Below are 17,036 nucleotides of genomic sequence, written 5' to 3' on the forward strand. Positions count from 1 at the left end.
TAGCTGGGCAAGGAACTGGGTTAGAGCGTGAGTCATTCCCCTAAGTTCGGCCGCAATCTAATGTCGTAAAATACTTAGCTTAATGGCCATGAACAACACGCCAGCGTCAAACCGGCAGTCGAGGGGGTAGGTGTCGAGGATGACTTATATTGGGGGACGAGGTTGGTGGTTGTCCGAAGAGCTGGTAGGTGGAGCCGGTCTGCGCCGCCGTAACCGTTGGCTGATATCCATTACGCCCGCATCTTCACCATCTCACCATCATAATTATGAAATTGAGCTTTTTGCCGGTGTTGTTGCTACTGCTAGTCTCTTGTGAGTCGGATATTAAGCCAAGGCCACCACGTACTGAATCTCTACCGGAAAGGTATATAGCCAATAACTCCGCGGTACTAGATAGTGCTAGGAAAGACTCAATTGTGCCCCACGAACCAGACCAGATTGACGGTAGTCAATCGATTACTGCGGTTGTCGGGAATGAAGATTTAGGTGCAGGTGATGAAAACTTGTTGGCGATAAATTATCGAATAGAAACACTCAAATCAGAATTCGACTCAATTAAGTATTTTGATGTGCCTGATTCAATTTTTGTGGATTTTGATGGAGATCTAATTACTGATACCATTTTCTTTTCTGTTGATTTTTTTTTAAGACAATTGATTTTTATTAAGGGAGGATTTAACATCAGGCAGGTGTTGACTTGGAACAATGGGGAAGGCGGTGTGCAATCCGATTTTGGGTGGGTCGACTATTGGGCGCTCACAACGGACACGGTTACTTATGGAACAACCAACTACACCAGCATTGAAAAGGGTGATAGGATCACGTTGGTGCATCCTTCTTTGGTTTTGAGGGTAGATGAAGCAGCAGGCGCGCTTCTTACTATCGCCGATGGCAATTTCCGGTACGTTCATCAGTCTGATTGAAAAGGCTACCAATCACCCTGCCACCAAGGAATGATCCACGTAACCTTGATGACGCTGCCGCGCAGAAACAGTCCCCGCGCAGAACGGACGCCGCTGCCGCGTAGAAATAGTACCCCCGCAGAACGGATGCCGCTACCGCGTAGAGACAGCCCGCACTACTCAGAAAACGCTAACGTGTAGAAACAGTCGCTATCGCTCCATAAATAGAAGGACGTCAGCCAACACTGCGGCCACGTCCATGCCGGTGTACGCTTCCCCTACGCCGCAACCGCTCTAAAGTAGATATTCTCGTTTGCTTTTTCGTAGGCTCCCGGGCTTTGGTAGCCTAGGTTCTGGTGAGGTCGGTCGTAATTGTAGGTCATTGACCACTTCTCTAGTTGGTCGTTGAGTTCTTCCAGACCGGTAAATCAGCACTGGTTTAGGCATTCCACGCGCAGGGTTTTGTTCAGCCGTTCGATGAGCCCGTTTTGGCTCGGCTTTCCGGGCTGGATGTGTTTCAGTTCTACGTGGTGGTCGTCCGCCCATTGCCGCAACTGGTGGCTGATAAATTCTGGCCCATTGTCACAGCGGATATAGGCCGGACAGCCCCGAACTTCCACCAGGTTGTTGAGTACCTCGAGCAACTTGCGCGCCGAGATACTGGAGTGGGCCTCCGTCCAAAGCGCCTTTCGCGAGCCCTCATCCATCACGTTGACGATACGTACGCTTTGCTGGTTGGGCCTACCACACAGTCGCTCAAAAAGTCCATTGCCCAACCTTCGTTGATCCCGTCAGGAGGTAAGAGTTCCTGATACTCCCGCCGGATGCGGGGCCGCTTTGGGGGCAGGCGCAGGTGTAGTCCCGCTTCAGTCCACACTCGGTACACCCGCTTGTGGTTAAAGGCGTAGCCCTGATTTCGAAGGAAGTAGAAGATCATCCAGAAACCCCAGGCGACAAAACGCCGGGCGGTCCGCTCCAGCAGGTCCTGTAATTCCCAGTCCCGCTCTTCCGGACGATAGCCCCGCCAACGGTGGTGGTAGGTCTGACGACGAAAACCCAAGACGCGACAGATACGGCGCACGCTCTGCTGCCGGCGCTGTCTGATCGCTCCAATCATTAGCTAGCCTTAGGGGCCCCTTCCCCTAAGTCCGCGAGGCGTCTTGGGCCTGCCACTTTTTTAGCATCGCGTAACCGTCGGAAAGAATACCATGATCGATACTTAGTTCGGCGTACATCTTTTTCAACCGGGCATTCTCCGTCTCGAGCTCCTTAATCCGTCGCTTGCTTTCGTCGGCCTCGTCGGCTTGTTCCTTCTTCCACTTGTAGAAGGTGGCGGCACTGATCTGGTGCTGGCGACACAGATCGGCTACGGGGGTACCGGCGTCGGCCTGGGCTAAGATCTCGAGGCGCTGGGTGGGGGTGAACTTGATTTTTCGCATGGTAAAACCACTTTTGCAGGGTGAACTAAATTAGGGTTTGCCATACTAAAAAGTGGTTACGGGGATGGGGAAGCGTACAGGACCAGCTGAAGTAAGACGCTTGCTAGTGGCCCTGGACAACGTCTACATCGAGCGCTGCTCGCGTACGATCAAGTATCAACACATCTTCCTTAATCCGGCCGACAACGGCCGCCAGCTGTACCAAGGAATCGAAGAATGGCTGCATAGCTACCACCACCGCGATCACCAGGTGATCGACCGAGTAAAACCTATCCAGCGGTACCAAAACGCCGCCTAACTTTCAACTAACTAACTTGGCTCCGTGGTTTAAAAACCCGAGGTACTATAGTCCAACCGGACACCATGCAGAAACAACATGCCATACCTTTCGCAGGAACAAGTACACCAATTCATTACCACCGGATACGTGCGCATCGATCACGCCTTCGGCCGGGAACTGGCCGAGGAGGGGGTTGATCTGCTTTGGAAAGCTACCCAGCTTGACCGCAGCGATCCGGCGTCGTGGACGGAACCCGTCATCCGCATTGGGGAACTTGCCCAACCTCCCTTTATCAAGGCTGCCAACAGCAGCGTGTTGGTACAGTGCTATGAGGATTTACTGGGGGATAACTGGCTACCTAAAACATCCCTAGGAAGCTTTCCCATACGGTTTCCTAGCACCAAGGCGTCCGTTGATACCGGTTGGCACGTCGATGCTGGGTTTCCCGGCGACGATTCATCCGATTACCTCAGCTGGCGAATCAATGTGTACAGTAGAGGTCGTGCCTTACTGATGCTGTTTCTCTTTTCGGATACCACGGAGCAGGACGCGCCCACCAGGCTTATTCCCAAATCCCATCTCCAGGTGGCGAACTTCCTGGCTGGCCGGGGGGAAACGGGCCGTACTTTCCTGGAAGTGGGGGAATGGGCAAAATCAATCGATGATCGATACATTGAGTTGGCCACCGGCAGTGCGGGCACCGTCTACTTATGCCACCCCTTTCTCGTTCATGCCGCGCAGCAGCACACCGGCGACAAGCCGAAATTCATGGCACAACCCGCCCTGTTTCCGAAAAGGGAATTTGCACTTGCGGGGGATGTGGCATATCTCTGTCCCGTGGAACAAGCAATCGTAGCTGGGATAATGCACGCGGGTTAGGGCTTTCGGGGATATTGCGGCTGTGGCCCCGGGGTGTACCGCCCCGGCGCTGTGGCAGTCGCCATACGCATAAGCAAACCGGCCGTATGACTCGTCACTGCGCCTGTAAGGGGCATAAAGCTGACGCAAGTCTTGGTGTACCGGCCCCCGCACACCTGCTCCGAGCCAGTGGTCGGCCAACCAGGGGGCGGGAATTGCAGCGGAATCCTCCTACCAAGTGACTGCCTACGTGCCACCGGGGAATTTCGACTTCCCGTCCACTGGCATGGGATTGCCCTCGCAAAGTAGCGTACTGGGGTTTCCCGCGGTGGTTCAGGCATCACGGATTACGGGCTGGGAAAAGGTTGCAGGATGGACAACTTGTAACCTTGCGTAGGTACGCCCGACCCTGGCAGCAGAAGCGTGTGCGGTAGGCCGCGACGGGTCCGAATGTAACGGGACGGCGGTCTGGGTACCAATGGCCTGCGACGCCCCCCGCTGCCACCGCATGCAACTGGGGAATCAGCGACTCTACACCGGGGGGGATCCGCCCCACTGTTGAAAGCGGATACCGACTTGCCCGTCGGCAATCGCAAACTCCCACGCACCCCACGGACGTAAGGTAATGCGGTCCAGATTCGGATGCAGCAGGTAGGGGTGGGAGGCGGCAAGAGCGTCGTACACGACTTTGATATCTTCGGTTTCGATCCGGAGTTCGGGATGATGCGCTCCGGCCAAGCGGCTGTCCTGGAAAAGCATCAGTTTGATTCCGTCCTTCGCCACTAGCGCGTAGGGTTGGGCTGCCGCTTCCTCCTGATGCAGGACGGAAAACTGGAGGCATTCGACAAATAAGGCTAGTGCGTCGGCAAGATCCGGGTAGAAGACACTGGGCACCAGCCTGGTATAGCGCATATTGGCCGATTTTGCCGGTTCATTTTACTCAACTCACTCGGCCTGGGAGATCCATTCCGCAGCCAAATTAGCTTCATTTCTCAGAATGTAATTTAACTGAGCTACGTGATGCTGGACGTGTCGCAAATTATAAAAGAGGATATCCAACAGCGAATAGTCCATGACCCCACCCGGGCAGAGGCCATGCAAGTCAATTTCTGCCGGTGTGATCCAAGGTACCGATACGTCCTGAATGGCCTGCGGTCCGATCAGAGCCTGGCACTTCGATCTGGCCAACCGTACGGAGGAGATGACCTCGGCTGTGGAGTAGTGCCGAACGGGCAGAACGTCGTCTACGGCGTCCGCGGGAAGTTCTCGTTGCGGGACGAGAACGTAGGGTAATCGAGGGTCGAATTGGTCTACGGGATAGGTTAGGTAGTAATCCAAAAATATCGCGGTATGGTAGGCCAGATAGTAAAATTTATCCTCCTGCTTCCATAGAGCGTCAGGGCACAGTTTGATCACCGCTTCGAGCATATCCACGGTTGCCGCAAAGTTTTTCCACAAACATGCTTTACAGGTATCTTCCATAGGTCGTCAACCGTACCTTATTTAATAGGTCCTCGCAGCGTACGCGTTCCATACCGGATATCTACTTCGTCTCCCCCCGCGCCGGTTCGGGGGGGAGGGGTAGCCAAACGAGCGTTTCCGTGTACGCCGTCGGCAGCAAGTTCGGCGGGTCGGTGGGAGCCGGCATCTACGATAGCATTGGTCCTATTCGGAAAGTCTGCTCCGAGAAAGGTAGACGATTTTCGCTATTCGCCGCACCGGAATCTGAGTGGCGCTGGCTGGCAGCCCTTGGTATAAAGCAAAAGGCCCCGGCCGGATCCTGGCGGGGCCCCTAGGGCAGGAGAAATATCGCGGATTTAGGCCTACCCGGTGTCAAGTACCGTTCGTGGAAAGACCCAGGTGGAAGGAAGCTATCAGCCCGCGGTCCCGAGACACCCTCGGGGGTCGCGGATGGACTACCGACCGCTGGCTGGGGATGACTAATTTGCCGAGAGCGCGAACCCGCGGAAATCAGGCCTTCACCTGGTTGGAAATACATAAAAGGTTGCGTGTGGTGGCAAACGTCCTGTTGGGTCCAAATTTACGGGCTTACGCGTATATCCCATTGGGGTTTCTCCCACTAATCCCTCTAAATTTTTTCCCGGCACACACCCATATTTCATTTAAAACGCCGACCCACCATAAAGCGAACTTATCAATGCCGGCTTGACTCCACCTCGGTGCCAACGGGACGAATGGCTGTATAACCCACGGATGCGTACAGCTTTCCGAATGGGCAGGGACAGTTCTCGCGGACATCGCTGCCCCCTGCCCCACCCCGTCCGACCCCGGGTAGCCAAACGGATTTCAGTCATCGGACGAAGACCGGTTGCACGTGAGGTGTGCCGGGGCGGAAGGGGGTGAACCGATATGCCGTTCGCACGGTACCCCTGCCCTCACGATATCCGGTCATCGCGCTGGGAATGCGGTTCCTGGCCGTAGCCTCAATCCGGTACGGTTGCCTTTACCAAAGCATGGAAATCAAATTGTGGTCTTCGGTAGCAAGAACGTGGTTGCCCCACCAGCTTAGCAGTGCTCAAGTTTCCGCAATCCCGGGAATGCCAGGCGCGTGGTAGAATGCGGATATCGTACTTGCCTTTGCCTGCCTACCGTGTTTTTGGAACCGTGCCCTTTACTACCGCAGTGTGCTGATTCGATATTGTAGGATCGTCCGGATCAGGTCTTCGGGCAGGGGCCGATCTAAAGGAAAGTGTATAGCGCCTTTTCCCGAGGTTTTATAGGCGGAGAAGGTTGCCGCGAACTCCTTACCGGTCGGGACCGGGTACATGCCGATGTGGTGTTTGTACGCGGCAAAGTGGATCAGATAGCGGCCATTCAACCTAAATGACGGTATGCCATAGCTGATCGTCTCTTCGGCTGCGGCAGCGGTGGATTGAATCAGTTCCCGGATTTGCTGTAGCATAGCCTGGGTGTCGCGGGGAAACTGCTCGATGTACTGGTCGATCCTGCCCGTCTTTACCATAACCCTTGTATTCAAGAACTGTCAGTCCTGGTAGCCCGGCTGAGAACCAGAGCCATCGATCGCTCGCGGCGGCTTCCCCGTGATCCGTTGGTTTAAATATAGGGTGATCCGTCGGATATTCATACCTGCCGCTGGGGCCGGTTTTGCCAGTGAGCCTCCCGATCCGAGCCGGCTGTCCGGACACGAATTTGCGCTTCGCCTGCCTCAGCGAATAGATCGCTCGCAGAGGGACTAACCGGGATGTAGGCCGCCCACACCCCCTCGGAGATTAGCCTGTGACAGGCAGGCAGTGTAGTCGGGAGACCGTTGCAAAACGTGTGTCACGATAAGCATCAATACGTTTCGTAACGCGCACGAAAACCAAGCATTTAATATGTCGTGCTCCCGGGTCGACGTAGCCGGAATATTGGCTGACGTTCTCTTTTTCGGGGGCAATAGCGGCATTTTAAACGCGGTATAAGAGAAGATGATACCCTCTACCCTTGCCCGTTTAAATAGTAGTCAATAATTCAGTGTATACCAAGTCAGTACGAAAAGCATGCTATGTTAATCCATTATAACACAGCCATACCTGCTTCTTCCAGCATTCATCTCGTTTGCTGATTTATTGAATTTCTAGTGCTTTTTACTATTTACTTTAACCAGGTCCAACTCTTTCAACGTTGCGCTGACCTTGAGTTAACGAGATCTTATTGGCTCCTTCCGAGAACTGTGTTTCTTTGACCGGTTACGGAATGTGCTCGCCGCTCGCCCACCACCCCGCCCAAGAGGGTTAAAAGATCCCAAAGGAAGCATGAGGCGCGAAGTCCCAACCAAACCCTAATTTCGCCCCGGATCAGAACTGCCTTCACACCCGCGCTCCGCCGCCCACCCCGCTTCCGCTCCGGAGCCCCTTCCGCAGCCAAAACCAAATGAGATGCTCAAAAAAGCCTTTACCTTCCTTGCCATTGCCTTGCTCGTCGTTTTCCTGGTCGGAGAGCTGGTCGGCCGGTATTTCGGATTGCACGACTACCCCACCCACGTCAGCAGCGATACCTTCGAGTACATCCATTCCCCCAACCAGGACCGGACAATTTACGGCAATCACTTCATCACGAATGAATTCAGTATGCGGAGCGAGCCGATTTCACCGGAGGATTCGCTGATCGTCCTGCTCATAGGGGATTCCGTAGTGAACGGGGGAAACCTCACCGATCACGACAGCCTCGCCTCTACTTTATTGGAAAAATCGCTGTCCGACGAGCTAGGCCAAAAGGTGCGGGTACTGAATATCGCGGCGGGGTCATGGGGCCCCGACAACGGCATGGAATACGTCAAAAAATATGGGCTGTTCGGCGCGGACGCCATCGTGCTGGTGTTCAGCAGCCACGACGCCCACGACAACATCAAGCTAGAACGGAGCATCGTCGACAACCACCCGCAGTACTTCTCCAAGAACTACCCCCTCGCCTGGGGCAAACTCGCCGAGCGGGGGTGGCAGCAGGTCGAAGGCCGGCTATTCAAGAAGAACAAACAGAACAAGATTGATAATTCCGACCTCGGCATTAGCGAGGAAAAGGATTTCAACGCGGGCTTCGCTTACTTCCGCGACGTGGCCGCCAGTGAAAACATCCCCCTCTTTCTCTACCTCCACGCCTCCCTGGAAGAGCTGAAGAAGCAGGAATTGAATGACGACGGACTCGAGATCGTCCAGTTCAGCGACAGCAACAACATCCAGTTGATAACGGAACTGGAAACCGATCTGAAGCCGGCCGACTTTCGGGATGGGATCCACTATTCCGATGCCGGACAGAAGCATCTAGCAAAAGAACTTCAACCGCTTCTACTCGACGTGCTCGAGTAAGCTGGGCGATCGGGGAAGGGGGTTGGATAGCTAAAATCGCCCGTGGCTTATAGTCCGGCCCGATGACTACCATTGGGCGACAACTTACCTGCTAACGGTGACTCCCGGTTCGATTTTGGTAGTGATGAGTTTCTCCGGCGTGATTGGGAGGTCCCGCATCCGTTTTCCGGTGGCGTTAAAGACCGCGTTCGCGAGCGAGCCCGCTACTCCGCAGATGCCGAGTTCGCCGATTCCCTTCACTCCCATGGGGTTGGCGATCTTATCGTCCTCGGGTAGAAAGACAACTTGGACGTCCGCGAGGTCGAGGTTGACCGGGACGTGGTAATCGGCCAGCGACCGGGTGATGAAGTTGCCGTACTGCTTTTCGACCTTCGATTGCTCCATGAAGGCCATACCGTGGCCCATGACCAATCCGCCGAGTACTTGGCTGTACGCCGTCTTCGGGTTCAGGATAGTGCCGGCGGCGCCCACGGTCAGGATTCGCTTGAGCCGCGCCATATTCGTATCGACGTCCACCCAGACTTCACAAAAATTCGCGCCGAAGGAATAGACGGAGTGGTTTTTGAATTCCTCGGTCGGTGCGGCGGATCCCACGGCGGCGTATTCCGAGAGATCGGCATCGTCCATCAGATCCGCGATTCCCTGACCCTCCGTTGCATCCGTGCCCGCCGCCACTTTGATTTCTTCCATCAACTTCATACAAGCCGCGCGTACGCCGTTCGTAAAGGAGGCCGCTCCCCAGGAGCCACCCGATCCGGGGGAGATGGGGAAGCGGGAGTCGCCGAGCTGGACGGTCACGGCAGCGACGGGGATGCCGAGGAAATCCGCGGCCGTCTGGGCCAAAATCGTGTAGGTTCCGGTACCGATATCGGTGGCGTCGGTTTGTACGGTAGCGGTCACGGTATCACCGTCGCGGTAAACCGTCACCCGCGCCGCGCTCAACTGGAGCGGGGCCTGCCGGGAAGCGGCGCTGACGCCGTAGCCGACCAGCCAGTTGCCCTCCCGGCGGGAGCGAGGCTCCAGCGGACGATCCGCCCAACCGAATTTTTTCGCGCCGATGCGCAGGCATTCCGTGAGCAGCCGCGAGGAGAATGGCTTGTCGTTGCTGGGGTCGACCTGGGTATCGTTGAGAATGCGGAACTCAACGGGGTCCATCCCGAGTTTCCAGGCCATTTCGTCCATGGCACACTCCAGGGCGTAGCTGCCGGTAGCTTCTCCGGGCGCCCGCATCGCCCACGGGTACGGAAGATTGATCGGCACCAGATTGTAATTCACCCGGTTGTTAGCAACCTTGTAGAGCATCTTCGAGGCGGCCCCGCAGGGTTCCTGATATTCCTTGTTGGTGGCCGTGTGGGAGGTGGTGTCGTGCACTAGTGCGGTGAGCCTGCCGTCGCGGGTAGCGCCAATCCGCATCCGCTGCAGGTTCTCCTGCCGCAGACTGGTATTGGTAAACATCTGCTGGCGAGTTACGGTGAACTGCACCGGGCGGCCGATCATTTTAGCGGCCATGGCGGCCAGCATGACGTGCTCCTGTGCCTGTAATTTGGATCCGAAACCGCCGCCAATGAAGGGGGCGATGATCCGTACGTTCTCCTTCGGGATCATAAATGTATCGGCGATGCCTTTCGCATTGTCGTTCACCATCTGGGAGCAGAGGTGAAGCTCGAGGTTTTCGTCCTCCCATTCGGCGATCACGGCGTGGAGTTCCATGGGGTGATGGTGCTCCACCGGAGTCCGGTAGGTGACTTCTACCCGCTCGTCGGCTTCCGCCATGCCGGCATCGACGTCTCCGCGTTCGTATTTAGGTTGTACGTCGGGTGCGTAGCCCGCATCCTGGGCAAAATCGACCTTGGGTTCCGCCCGGTTATATTCCACCTCCACCAGCCGGGCGGCATACTGCGCCTGCTCGATGGTTTCGGCTACGACGACGGCTACCCATTCCCCGTACCAATTGATTTCCGGGCTTTGCAGCACCGGCGCGATCGAGGTGGTACTGAGCTCCAGTCGATCGGCGTCCGGCGAAGCCAGTTTCAGCGCGTTCTCGTGGGTGATGACCCGGATGACCCCGGGTTGGGCTTCCGCGGCCGCCGTATCGATGCGGGTGATGTCCCCCTTGGCGATCGTGCTGTTCACGCCCTGGGCGTAAACGAGTCCTTCCACGGGAAATTCGGAGGCGTACTTAGCCCGTCCGGTCACTTTGAGGCGGCCATCGACCCGGTCGATGGCCTGGCCGATAACGGCTTCCGCGGGAGTAGTTGCTTGCTTGGTCATGGTCTGCTGGTAAATTATGGGGCTAGGTAGGGATCAGGCTTTGCGGGCGTAAGCCTGCTCCAGGGCGCGTACGATGGCGCGCTGTCCCATTTCGATCTTGTACTCGTTCTCCGCTAGAGGTCGGGCGTCCTGCATAGCTATTGCCGCGGCGGCCTCAAAGTTGCCGGTTTCCGGCGCTTTACCCCTCAGGTAGTCTTCCGCGGCGGTCAGTTTCCATGGCTTATGGGCTACGCCGCCCATGGCTAGTCCGGCAGAGGCGATTCGTCCGTTCTCAACCTGCAATCCCGCCGCTACCGACAACAGCGCGAAGGCGTAACTGGAACGCTCCCGAATTTTGAGATAGTAGTAATGATCAGCGTACTTCGGCGCGTCGAGTTCGATGCCTACGATTAGTTCACCGGGCTCGAGAATGGTATCCCGTTGCGGTTCGTCTCCGGGAAGGCGGTGCAGATCGGTGAAGGGGATGCGGCGGCTGGTCCCATCCGGTTTCGCCACCTCGACCGTAGCCCCGATCGCGGCCAGCGCCACGCACATATCCGACGGGTGAACGGCTACGCAGGCCTCGCTCCAGCCGAAGATGGCGTGAAGGGCATTCATGCCGTTGAGGGCGCCGCAGCCCGTGCCGGGTTCCCGCTTGTTGCAGGGCATCGAGGTTTCGTAAAAGTAAGGACAACGGGTGCGCTGCAATAGATTTCCGCCGTTGGTGGCCATGTTGCGGATCTGCTCGGTGGCGGCGGAGAGCATGGTCATGGTCAGCAGCGGGTAATCCTTGCGGACGTCCGGGTGGTTGGCCGTATCGGTGTTGTTGAGCATACCGCCGAGCAGTAGGCCGCCGGAAGGGGTGCGTTGGATCTCCTTGCGGTCCAAGCTGGCGACCTCGATCACCGTATCCGGCCGTTCGACGTCTTCCTTCATCAGGTCGATGAGGTTGGTGCCGCCGCCGAGATAGCGGGGTTCCGGATTGGCGGTACTGGCCGAAACGGCGTCCGCGACCGTAGCGGAGGGGATAAAATTAAAGGGGCGCATCTGCTGTTCGTTTATTTGGCCTTGGCGGCCTCCATTTCCTCGGTGGTGGCAAAACTCCATTTGCTGCCCTGATCGGTACCGGTCTGCGCCTCCTGGATGGCCATGACGATGTTGTTGTAGGCACCACAGCGGCAGAGGTTGCCCGACATCCGCTCCCGAATTTCTTCCTCGGAGAGTTGGATGTTCTGGCGAAGTTCCTTGAAATCCTCGGTCACATAGCTGGCTTCCCCGCGTTGGGCTTCCTCGAGCAGGGCTACGGAGGAGCATATCTGTCCGGAGGTACAGTACCCGCACTGGAAGCCGTCGTACTTGATAAAGGCTTGCTGAACGGGGTGCAACTGGTCGCCGTCAGCGAGGCCCTCTACCGTGGTGACTTGCTTGTCGTTGCAGGTGGCCGCCAGGGTGAGGCAGGATAGCTGTCGCTTGCCGTCGATGATGACGGTGCAGGCGCCGCACTGGCCGTGTCCGCAGCCCTTTTTGGAACCGGTCAGACCGAGCCGTTCCCGAAGCGCGTCGAGCAGGGTGGTCCGGGAATCGATATTCAGGGTGTACTCCTGCTTATTAATGGTCAGTGCCACCTCGATTTCATTCAGCAGGGCCTTCAGGGCGGGGGGCATTTCCTCCCCCGCCGGGATGAGGGCGTTCAGCCGAAAGTTCGAGGCCGCCCAGATGCTGAGGCTGGCGGCGGACAATTTCCCAAGGAACTTTCGCCGGGAATCTCCAAAGAGGCCTAGTTCGTTGAAGATCTTCTGCTCGTCCTCATTCAGGTCGTCGTCGGATTTGCCGATCCAATCGTTTAGCTTACTCATTTGCACTCGGGATGTAAGGGTCGAAATCAACCGCCCGCGGGCGATTGTTCTCGCCAAACGTGGCATCCGGACAAAGGTTCTTGACAATCTTTTTCCCCAAGGATGGGTACCAGGCAGTAAATTGTTGGAAAGGTCAGGCCCCGTGCATTCTTTTCACCCGCGCCCCGGCGCAAAATAAATCCGTCTAGCCTCCTATGAGCGATCTCGTTTTCACTACGGATCCACGGGTTGCCCGCGTATTTGCCGATTACCCGGATACCGTTCGGCCCGGTCTGGAGCAACTTCGGGCGATAATTTTGGCCGTGGCCCGATCGGACGAAAGGATCGGCCGGCTGGATGAAACATTGAAGTGGGGCGAGCCAAGTTACCTGACTCCGCACGGCAGTACCCTGCGGATAGCCTGGAAGCGGAAAAGCCCGAACCAATATGCCTTGTATTTCAAGTGCACCAGCCGACTGGTGCCTACCATTAAAAGCCTGTTCGGGGATACCTTTCGCTACGAAACTAGCCGAGCCATTTTATTCCGCCCGGGCGAAAAAATTCCGGAGCAGGAAACGCGCGCCTGCATCCGGATGGCGCTTAATTATCACCGGCTCAAACATCTGCCGACCCTCGGCGAATGAAGGGACACGGTAGCGTATCTTCGCCCTTGCCACCCTTCATGCCAAAACCGAAAATGATGCGTTGTCTGCTAGCCGGTGTCGGCGCCTTCCTTCTGCTCTGTACCGCCATGCACTGTCACCGCCCACCCGCTCCGGCCACCAACTCACCCGCCCGACCGGAAGTGTCGGTAGGGGATAACAGTCGGAACAGCCTGGACTGGCCGGGCACCTACATCGGTACAGTGCCTACGTCCGACGGCAACAACCTGGTAACGGGGCTGCAGCTTCGGAAGGACGGAACGTTTCGCCTGGAAACCACTCCCGAGGGAGGGACAGCGCAACCGGTCGTCGAAACAGGAAACTTCGAATGGGACCGCGACGGCGGCGGCATCAAGCTACTCGGTATCGACTCCACCAACCGGCCCATTTATTACCAGGTAGGAGAAAACCACCTCCGGCAACTCGACCTGGTGAACCAAAGCATCGAAGGCCAGCTCACCGACCGCTACCACCTGGCGAAGGACACCACCGGGTTGAACGGCACTACCTGGCAGTTGAAGACCCTGGATGGCACACCGGTGGACATCGGCAAGAACCAACCTACGCTCACCTTTACCATCCTCGGCAACGGCCTTGCCGGATTGGCAGCGTGCAACCGCTACCGCACCGAATACGCGATCGTAGCAGAAGGAAGCATCGACATCCCGCACCCGATCGCGACGAAGATGGCCTGCCCCGAGCTGGCCACCGAGCAGCAGTTCTTCGAGGCGCTCGAGGGGGCCAGCTCCTACGAATTCATGGAAGACAACCTTGTGCTGCGCGACACCGCCGGGGCCATTGTGGCCACCTTCTCTCCAATGTAGGGCGCCGGAGCGCAGGTGCCGGCCAGCCAGGCCAGTAGCGTCCGCCGTATCTTTGGTGCATGTACACCCCTACCCTGTCTCCCACCGACTTTTACCAACAACAGGGCTACTACCTGGCCTCCGAAGTTTACACCCCGGAGGACATTGCCCGCATCCGCCAGCTCATCGAGCGCCACGAAGCGGACGGCGGCTGGGCGGCCGCCCCCAACAGCAACGACCACCTCACCACCGACATTTACGAGCGGATTCCCGGACTTGCGGAAATCATCTTCAACGACCGCTACCTGGCCGTAATAGCGGAGTTGTTTGGTCCCGATCCCATCATTCTGGCGGAACCGGCCATCCACAAAAGCCGCTACTACTTCTGGCATAAAGACAGCACCTTCATCGACGAGCAAGCCGAAGCGTACCACTGGCAAGATGACTTCGCTGCGTCGATGACCGTCCTCTATCTGCAAGACAACCACCCCGACTACGGCGGCGGAATCACCCTCGTACCGGGCACCCACCACGACCCGGATTTCTACCACCGTATCGCCCACATGAGTCTGCTGGAAAGAGGACTGCTCAAGGCCAAAAAGATCGCGGGCATCAGTCACTTCGACCGGATGGAGCGGCACCCGGATAAGGTAGCCATCCCCTCGAAGGCCGGAGACGTCCTCATCCTGGATATGCGGCTGGACCACAAAGGCACTCCGGCGAAGAAGCCGTCACCCCACACGAAGTACGGGATCATGAATATTGCCTGCCGCGGGGAGGCCACTGCGCAATCCTTACGCCGCACCCTGCGCAACCGACCCTCGGCCTACTACAACGACTACCTGGCCGGCCAGCCCCTGCAGACACCGGCCTTGGAGGCGGTATCCGGGCGGAAGGGAGTAAAAGTCTGGTTGTAGGATACACCGCTTGGCAAATCGAACATAATCCGTAGTTTTGCGGCCTACCACGCCCGGATGGCGGAATTGGTAGACGCGCTGGACTTAAAATCCAGTTCCCAGTACTGGGAGTACGGGTTCGATTCCCGTTCCGGGTACAATTGGCGAGGATCTCTTAGGAGGTCCTCGCCTTTTGTTTTTTTGGGCTTTGGTTTGGAATAGATAGCTGCCCGGTTCCGGTGGTCCTGCGGCGGTAATTACTCATAAGTATTATCGTGCACTCGTGGTATAACCGATAAGGCAGGGTCGTAACCTGCTCGGCGGACGAGAAGGTCGGCGGACGACGAGGTTCCCTAGGCAAGCAGTTCCCGCAGGTGCAGCACCACGTTCACGAGCATCAATGCGGCCAGCGCGAGCCCGAGAAAGCGCATCCAGGTAGCATTATCACGGCGAAAGGTTTCGGCACGCTGACGGGCCTCGCCGGTGCCGGGTCGGACTATCCCGCGGGCATAAAGGTAGAGGTAGGCGCCACAGGCGAAAAGCGCCAGCTCGATGAGTAGTCCGATGATGCTGTAGTTCATGTCAGGCCGGGGGTTGCCGCGAATATCGTACTTTTCACCCGCCTAACCACCGATCATGACCAAAGACCAATTGACCGCCGCCGAGCACGAGGATAGTATGCTATTGCAGCTATCGCGGCTAAACCACCGCCTGGAAGCGATTTACAAGGGCGGCGGCAGCGGCCGAATCGCCAAACAACACCAGAAAGGGAAATTGACCGCCCGGGAGCGGGTAGCGAAACTGATCGACCCGGGTAGCAAATTCTTGGAATTCGGTGCCTTCGCCGGCTATGAGATGTACGCGGAATACGGTGGCTGCCCGGCCGGTGGCGTCATTACCGGCTACGGGCGGGTATCGGGCCGACTCTGCGTGATCGTTGCCAACGACGCCACGGTCAAGGCTGGCGCGTGGTTTCCCATCACCGGAAAGAAGAACCTCCGTGCCCAGGAGATCGCCATGGAAAACCGCGTGCCGATCATCTACCTGGTGGATAGCGCCGGGGTGTTTTTGCCCCTCCAGGACGAGATCTTCCCCGACCGCGACCACTTCGGCCGAATTTTCCGCAACAACGCCCGGATGAGTGCACTCGGCATTACCCAGATTGCCGCGGTCATGGGCAGCTGCGTGGCGGGGGGTGCTTACCTGCCGATCATGTCGGACGAAAGCCTGATCGTCGAAGGAACGGGCAGCATCTTCCTGGCCGGACCCTACCTCGTTCGGGCCGCCATCGGGGAGAAGGTCGATAAAGAAGCCCTCGGCGGGGCGCAAATGCACGCCTCGGTGAGCGGCGTAATCGACTATAAATGCACCGACGACCAGGAATGCCTCGCTACCATCCGGGATCTGATGGATAAAGTTCCTGCCAAGATCGAAACCGTATTTGACCGCAGCGAGCCCGGCAGCCACGATCCCTCGGCCCTGCTCGGCGTTCTACCCGACGAGCGGTCAAAGCCCTACGACGGCCGCGCCCTCCTGGCCGCACTGGTCGATAATGGCGCCTTCACGGAGTATAAAAAAGAATACGGACAAACCATCCTGTGCGCCTACGCCCGCATCGACGGTTGGTCGGTAGGTATTGTGGCCAATAATCGGGAGGTGGTCCGCAGTGGCAAGGGGGAAATGCAATTCGGCGGCGTGATCTACAGCGACTCCGCCGACAAGGCCGCCCGCTTCATTATGGTCTGCAATCAGAAGAATATCCCGCTGGTCTTCCTCCACGACGTATCCGGATTTATGGTCGGCAGCCGTTCGGAACAGGGCGGTATCATCAAAGACGGCGCGAAGATGGTCAGCGCTGTCAGCAACAGTACCGTACCCAAGTTCAGCATCGTGGTCGGTAACAGCTACGGCGCGGGCAACTACGCCATGTGTGGCCGCGCCTACGACCCCCGGTTAATGCTGGCCTGGCCCACGGCCCGACTGGCGGTGATGGGCGGCGAGCAGGCCGCGAAGGTGTTGCTGCAGATCCAGGTCGGCAGCCGGAAGGCCAAGGGAGAGGAAGTGAGCGAGCGGGAGGAGAAGGAACTCCTGGACAAGATCACCGAGCGGTACGACACCCAGACCAGCCCCTACTACGCCGCCGCCCGGCTCTGGGTGGACGAGATCATCGACCCGCGACGGACGCGGGCCTACATTTCCGCGGGCATCGAGGCGGCCACCCACGCACCGGTGGAACGCTTCAACGTCGGGGCGGTACAAACCTAGTCCTGCGCTGACACTTCTCC

Annotated in this window: 17 protein-coding genes, 1 tRNA gene and 1 pseudogene; 9 read left to right on the forward strand and 10 right to left on the reverse strand. The window is 57.5% G+C overall.

Annotated elements, in window-relative coordinates:
• The first annotated feature begins 266 nt into the window (after positions 1-266).
• The gene (locus CLV84_RS19610; RefSeq protein ID WP_104421548.1) at positions 267-923 is read left to right on the forward strand and encodes a hypothetical protein; all 657 of its coding nucleotides are present in this window, start codon (positions 267-269) and stop codon (positions 921-923) included.
• Between the two features lie 257 nt (positions 924-1,180).
• Here the strand turns inward: CLV84_RS19610 and CLV84_RS19620 are convergent.
• From CLV84_RS19620 to tnpA, 3 genes and pseudogenes are all read right to left on the reverse strand, one after another.
• Positions 1,181-1,609 (reverse strand): annotated as a pseudogene (locus tag CLV84_RS19620) (integrase core domain-containing protein).
• Entirely contained in the window at positions 1,609-2,019 is a 411-nt protein-coding gene (locus tag CLV84_RS19625) for a transposase (RefSeq protein WP_146088881.1), read from the reverse strand. Before CLV84_RS19625 ends, CLV84_RS19620 begins: the two are co-directional and overlap by 1 nt.
• Before the next feature lie 25 nt (positions 2,020-2,044).
• A complete protein-coding gene (gene tnpA / locus CLV84_RS19630) occupies positions 2,045-2,341 on the reverse strand; it encodes an IS66 family insertion sequence element accessory protein TnpA (RefSeq protein ID WP_104421552.1) in 297 nt (98 codons plus the stop codon).
• 100 nt (positions 2,342-2,441) lie between these two features.
• Between tnpA and CLV84_RS19635 the strand changes: the two genes are divergently transcribed.
• Positions 2,442-2,639 carry an integrase core domain-containing protein gene (locus CLV84_RS19635; protein WP_104421553.1) on the forward strand — a complete coding sequence of 66 codons (198 nt, stop codon included), beginning with the start codon at positions 2,442-2,444 and terminating at the stop codon, positions 2,637-2,639.
• Positions 2,640-2,768: 129 nt separating this feature from the next.
• Positions 2,769-3,500 carry a phytanoyl-CoA dioxygenase family protein gene (locus CLV84_RS19640; protein WP_211295312.1) on the forward strand — a complete coding sequence of 244 codons (732 nt, stop codon included), beginning with the start codon at positions 2,769-2,771 and terminating at the stop codon, positions 3,498-3,500.
• A gap of 510 nt (positions 3,501-4,010) precedes the next feature.
• Here CLV84_RS19640 and CLV84_RS19645 read toward each other — a convergent pair.
• The 3 genes from CLV84_RS19645 to CLV84_RS19655 all read right to left on the reverse strand — a co-directional run bounded on the left by CLV84_RS19645 (position 4,011) and on the right by CLV84_RS19655 (position 6,462).
• Positions 4,011-4,391: a VOC family protein gene (locus tag CLV84_RS19645; RefSeq protein WP_104421555.1), complete on the reverse strand. Its 381-nt coding sequence runs from the start codon at positions 4,389-4,391 to the stop codon at positions 4,011-4,013.
• A gap of 33 nt (positions 4,392-4,424) precedes the next feature.
• Positions 4,425-4,961 carry a DinB family protein gene (locus tag CLV84_RS19650; protein ID WP_211295313.1) on the reverse strand — a complete coding sequence of 179 codons (537 nt, stop codon included), beginning with the start codon at positions 4,959-4,961 and terminating at the stop codon, positions 4,425-4,427.
• A 1,153-nt stretch (positions 4,962-6,114) separates the two neighbouring features.
• Positions 6,115-6,462 carry an iron chaperone gene (locus CLV84_RS19655; protein WP_104421556.1) on the reverse strand — a complete coding sequence of 116 codons (348 nt, stop codon included), beginning with the start codon at positions 6,460-6,462 and terminating at the stop codon, positions 6,115-6,117.
• Between the two features lie 916 nt (positions 6,463-7,378).
• Here CLV84_RS19655 and CLV84_RS19660 point away from each other — a divergent pair.
• Entirely contained in the window at positions 7,379-8,305 is a 927-nt protein-coding gene (locus CLV84_RS19660; protein WP_104421557.1) for an SGNH/GDSL hydrolase family protein, read from the forward strand.
• Positions 8,306-8,389: 84 nt separating this feature from the next.
• Here CLV84_RS19660 and CLV84_RS19665 read toward each other — a convergent pair whose 3' ends face one another.
• From CLV84_RS19665 to CLV84_RS19675, 3 genes are read right to left on the reverse strand one after another with little or no spacing between them, the layout of a single operon-like run.
• Complete coding sequence (locus CLV84_RS19665) at positions 8,390-10,576, reverse strand: xanthine dehydrogenase family protein molybdopterin-binding subunit (protein WP_104421558.1); 2,187 nt, start codon at positions 10,574-10,576, stop codon at positions 8,390-8,392.
• Positions 10,577-10,609: 33 nt separating this feature from the next.
• On the reverse strand, positions 10,610-11,602 hold the full coding sequence (locus CLV84_RS19670; protein WP_104421559.1) for an FAD binding domain-containing protein: 993 nt from the start codon (positions 11,600-11,602) through the stop codon (positions 10,610-10,612).
• Between the two features lie 11 nt (positions 11,603-11,613).
• Entirely contained in the window at positions 11,614-12,411 is a 798-nt protein-coding gene (locus CLV84_RS19675) for a 2Fe-2S iron-sulfur cluster-binding protein (protein ID WP_104421560.1), read from the reverse strand.
• Positions 12,412-12,605: 194 nt separating this feature from the next.
• Here CLV84_RS19675 and CLV84_RS19680 point away from each other — a divergent pair, with 194 nt between their 5' ends.
• The 4 genes from CLV84_RS19680 to CLV84_RS19695 all read left to right on the forward strand — a co-directional run bounded on the left by CLV84_RS19680 (position 12,606) and on the right by CLV84_RS19695 (position 14,909).
• On the forward strand, positions 12,606-13,034 hold the full coding sequence (locus CLV84_RS19680) for a DUF1801 domain-containing protein (RefSeq protein WP_104421561.1): 429 nt from the start codon (positions 12,606-12,608) through the stop codon (positions 13,032-13,034).
• A 38-nt stretch (positions 13,035-13,072) separates the two neighbouring features.
• Positions 13,073-13,876 (forward strand): META domain-containing protein, encoded by an 804-nt coding sequence (locus tag CLV84_RS19685; RefSeq protein WP_170067793.1) that lies wholly within the window; start codon positions 13,073-13,075, stop codon positions 13,874-13,876.
• 59 nt (positions 13,877-13,935) lie between these two features.
• Entirely contained in the window at positions 13,936-14,772 is an 837-nt protein-coding gene (locus tag CLV84_RS19690; RefSeq protein ID WP_104421563.1) for a phytanoyl-CoA dioxygenase family protein, read from the forward strand.
• 51 nt (positions 14,773-14,823) lie between these two features.
• Positions 14,824-14,909: transfer RNA gene (locus CLV84_RS19695), tRNA-Leu, on the forward strand.
• 195 nt (positions 14,910-15,104) lie between these two features.
• Here CLV84_RS19695 and CLV84_RS19700 read toward each other — a convergent pair.
• On the reverse strand, positions 15,105-15,332 hold the full coding sequence (locus CLV84_RS19700; RefSeq protein WP_104421564.1) for a hypothetical protein: 228 nt from the start codon (positions 15,330-15,332) through the stop codon (positions 15,105-15,107).
• A 55-nt stretch (positions 15,333-15,387) separates the two neighbouring features.
• Here CLV84_RS19700 and CLV84_RS19705 point away from each other — a divergent pair, with 55 nt between their 5' ends.
• Positions 15,388-17,016 carry an acyl-CoA carboxylase subunit beta gene (locus CLV84_RS19705; RefSeq protein ID WP_104421565.1) on the forward strand — a complete coding sequence of 543 codons (1,629 nt, stop codon included), beginning with the start codon at positions 15,388-15,390 and terminating at the stop codon, positions 17,014-17,016.
• The last annotated feature ends 20 nt before the right edge of the window (positions 17,017-17,036 follow it).

Origin of the sequence: Neolewinella xylanilytica (assembly GCF_002934605.1) — a bacterium.
In the GTDB taxonomy this organism is placed as follows: domain Bacteria; phylum Bacteroidota; class Bacteroidia; order Chitinophagales; family Saprospiraceae; genus Neolewinella; species Neolewinella xylanilytica.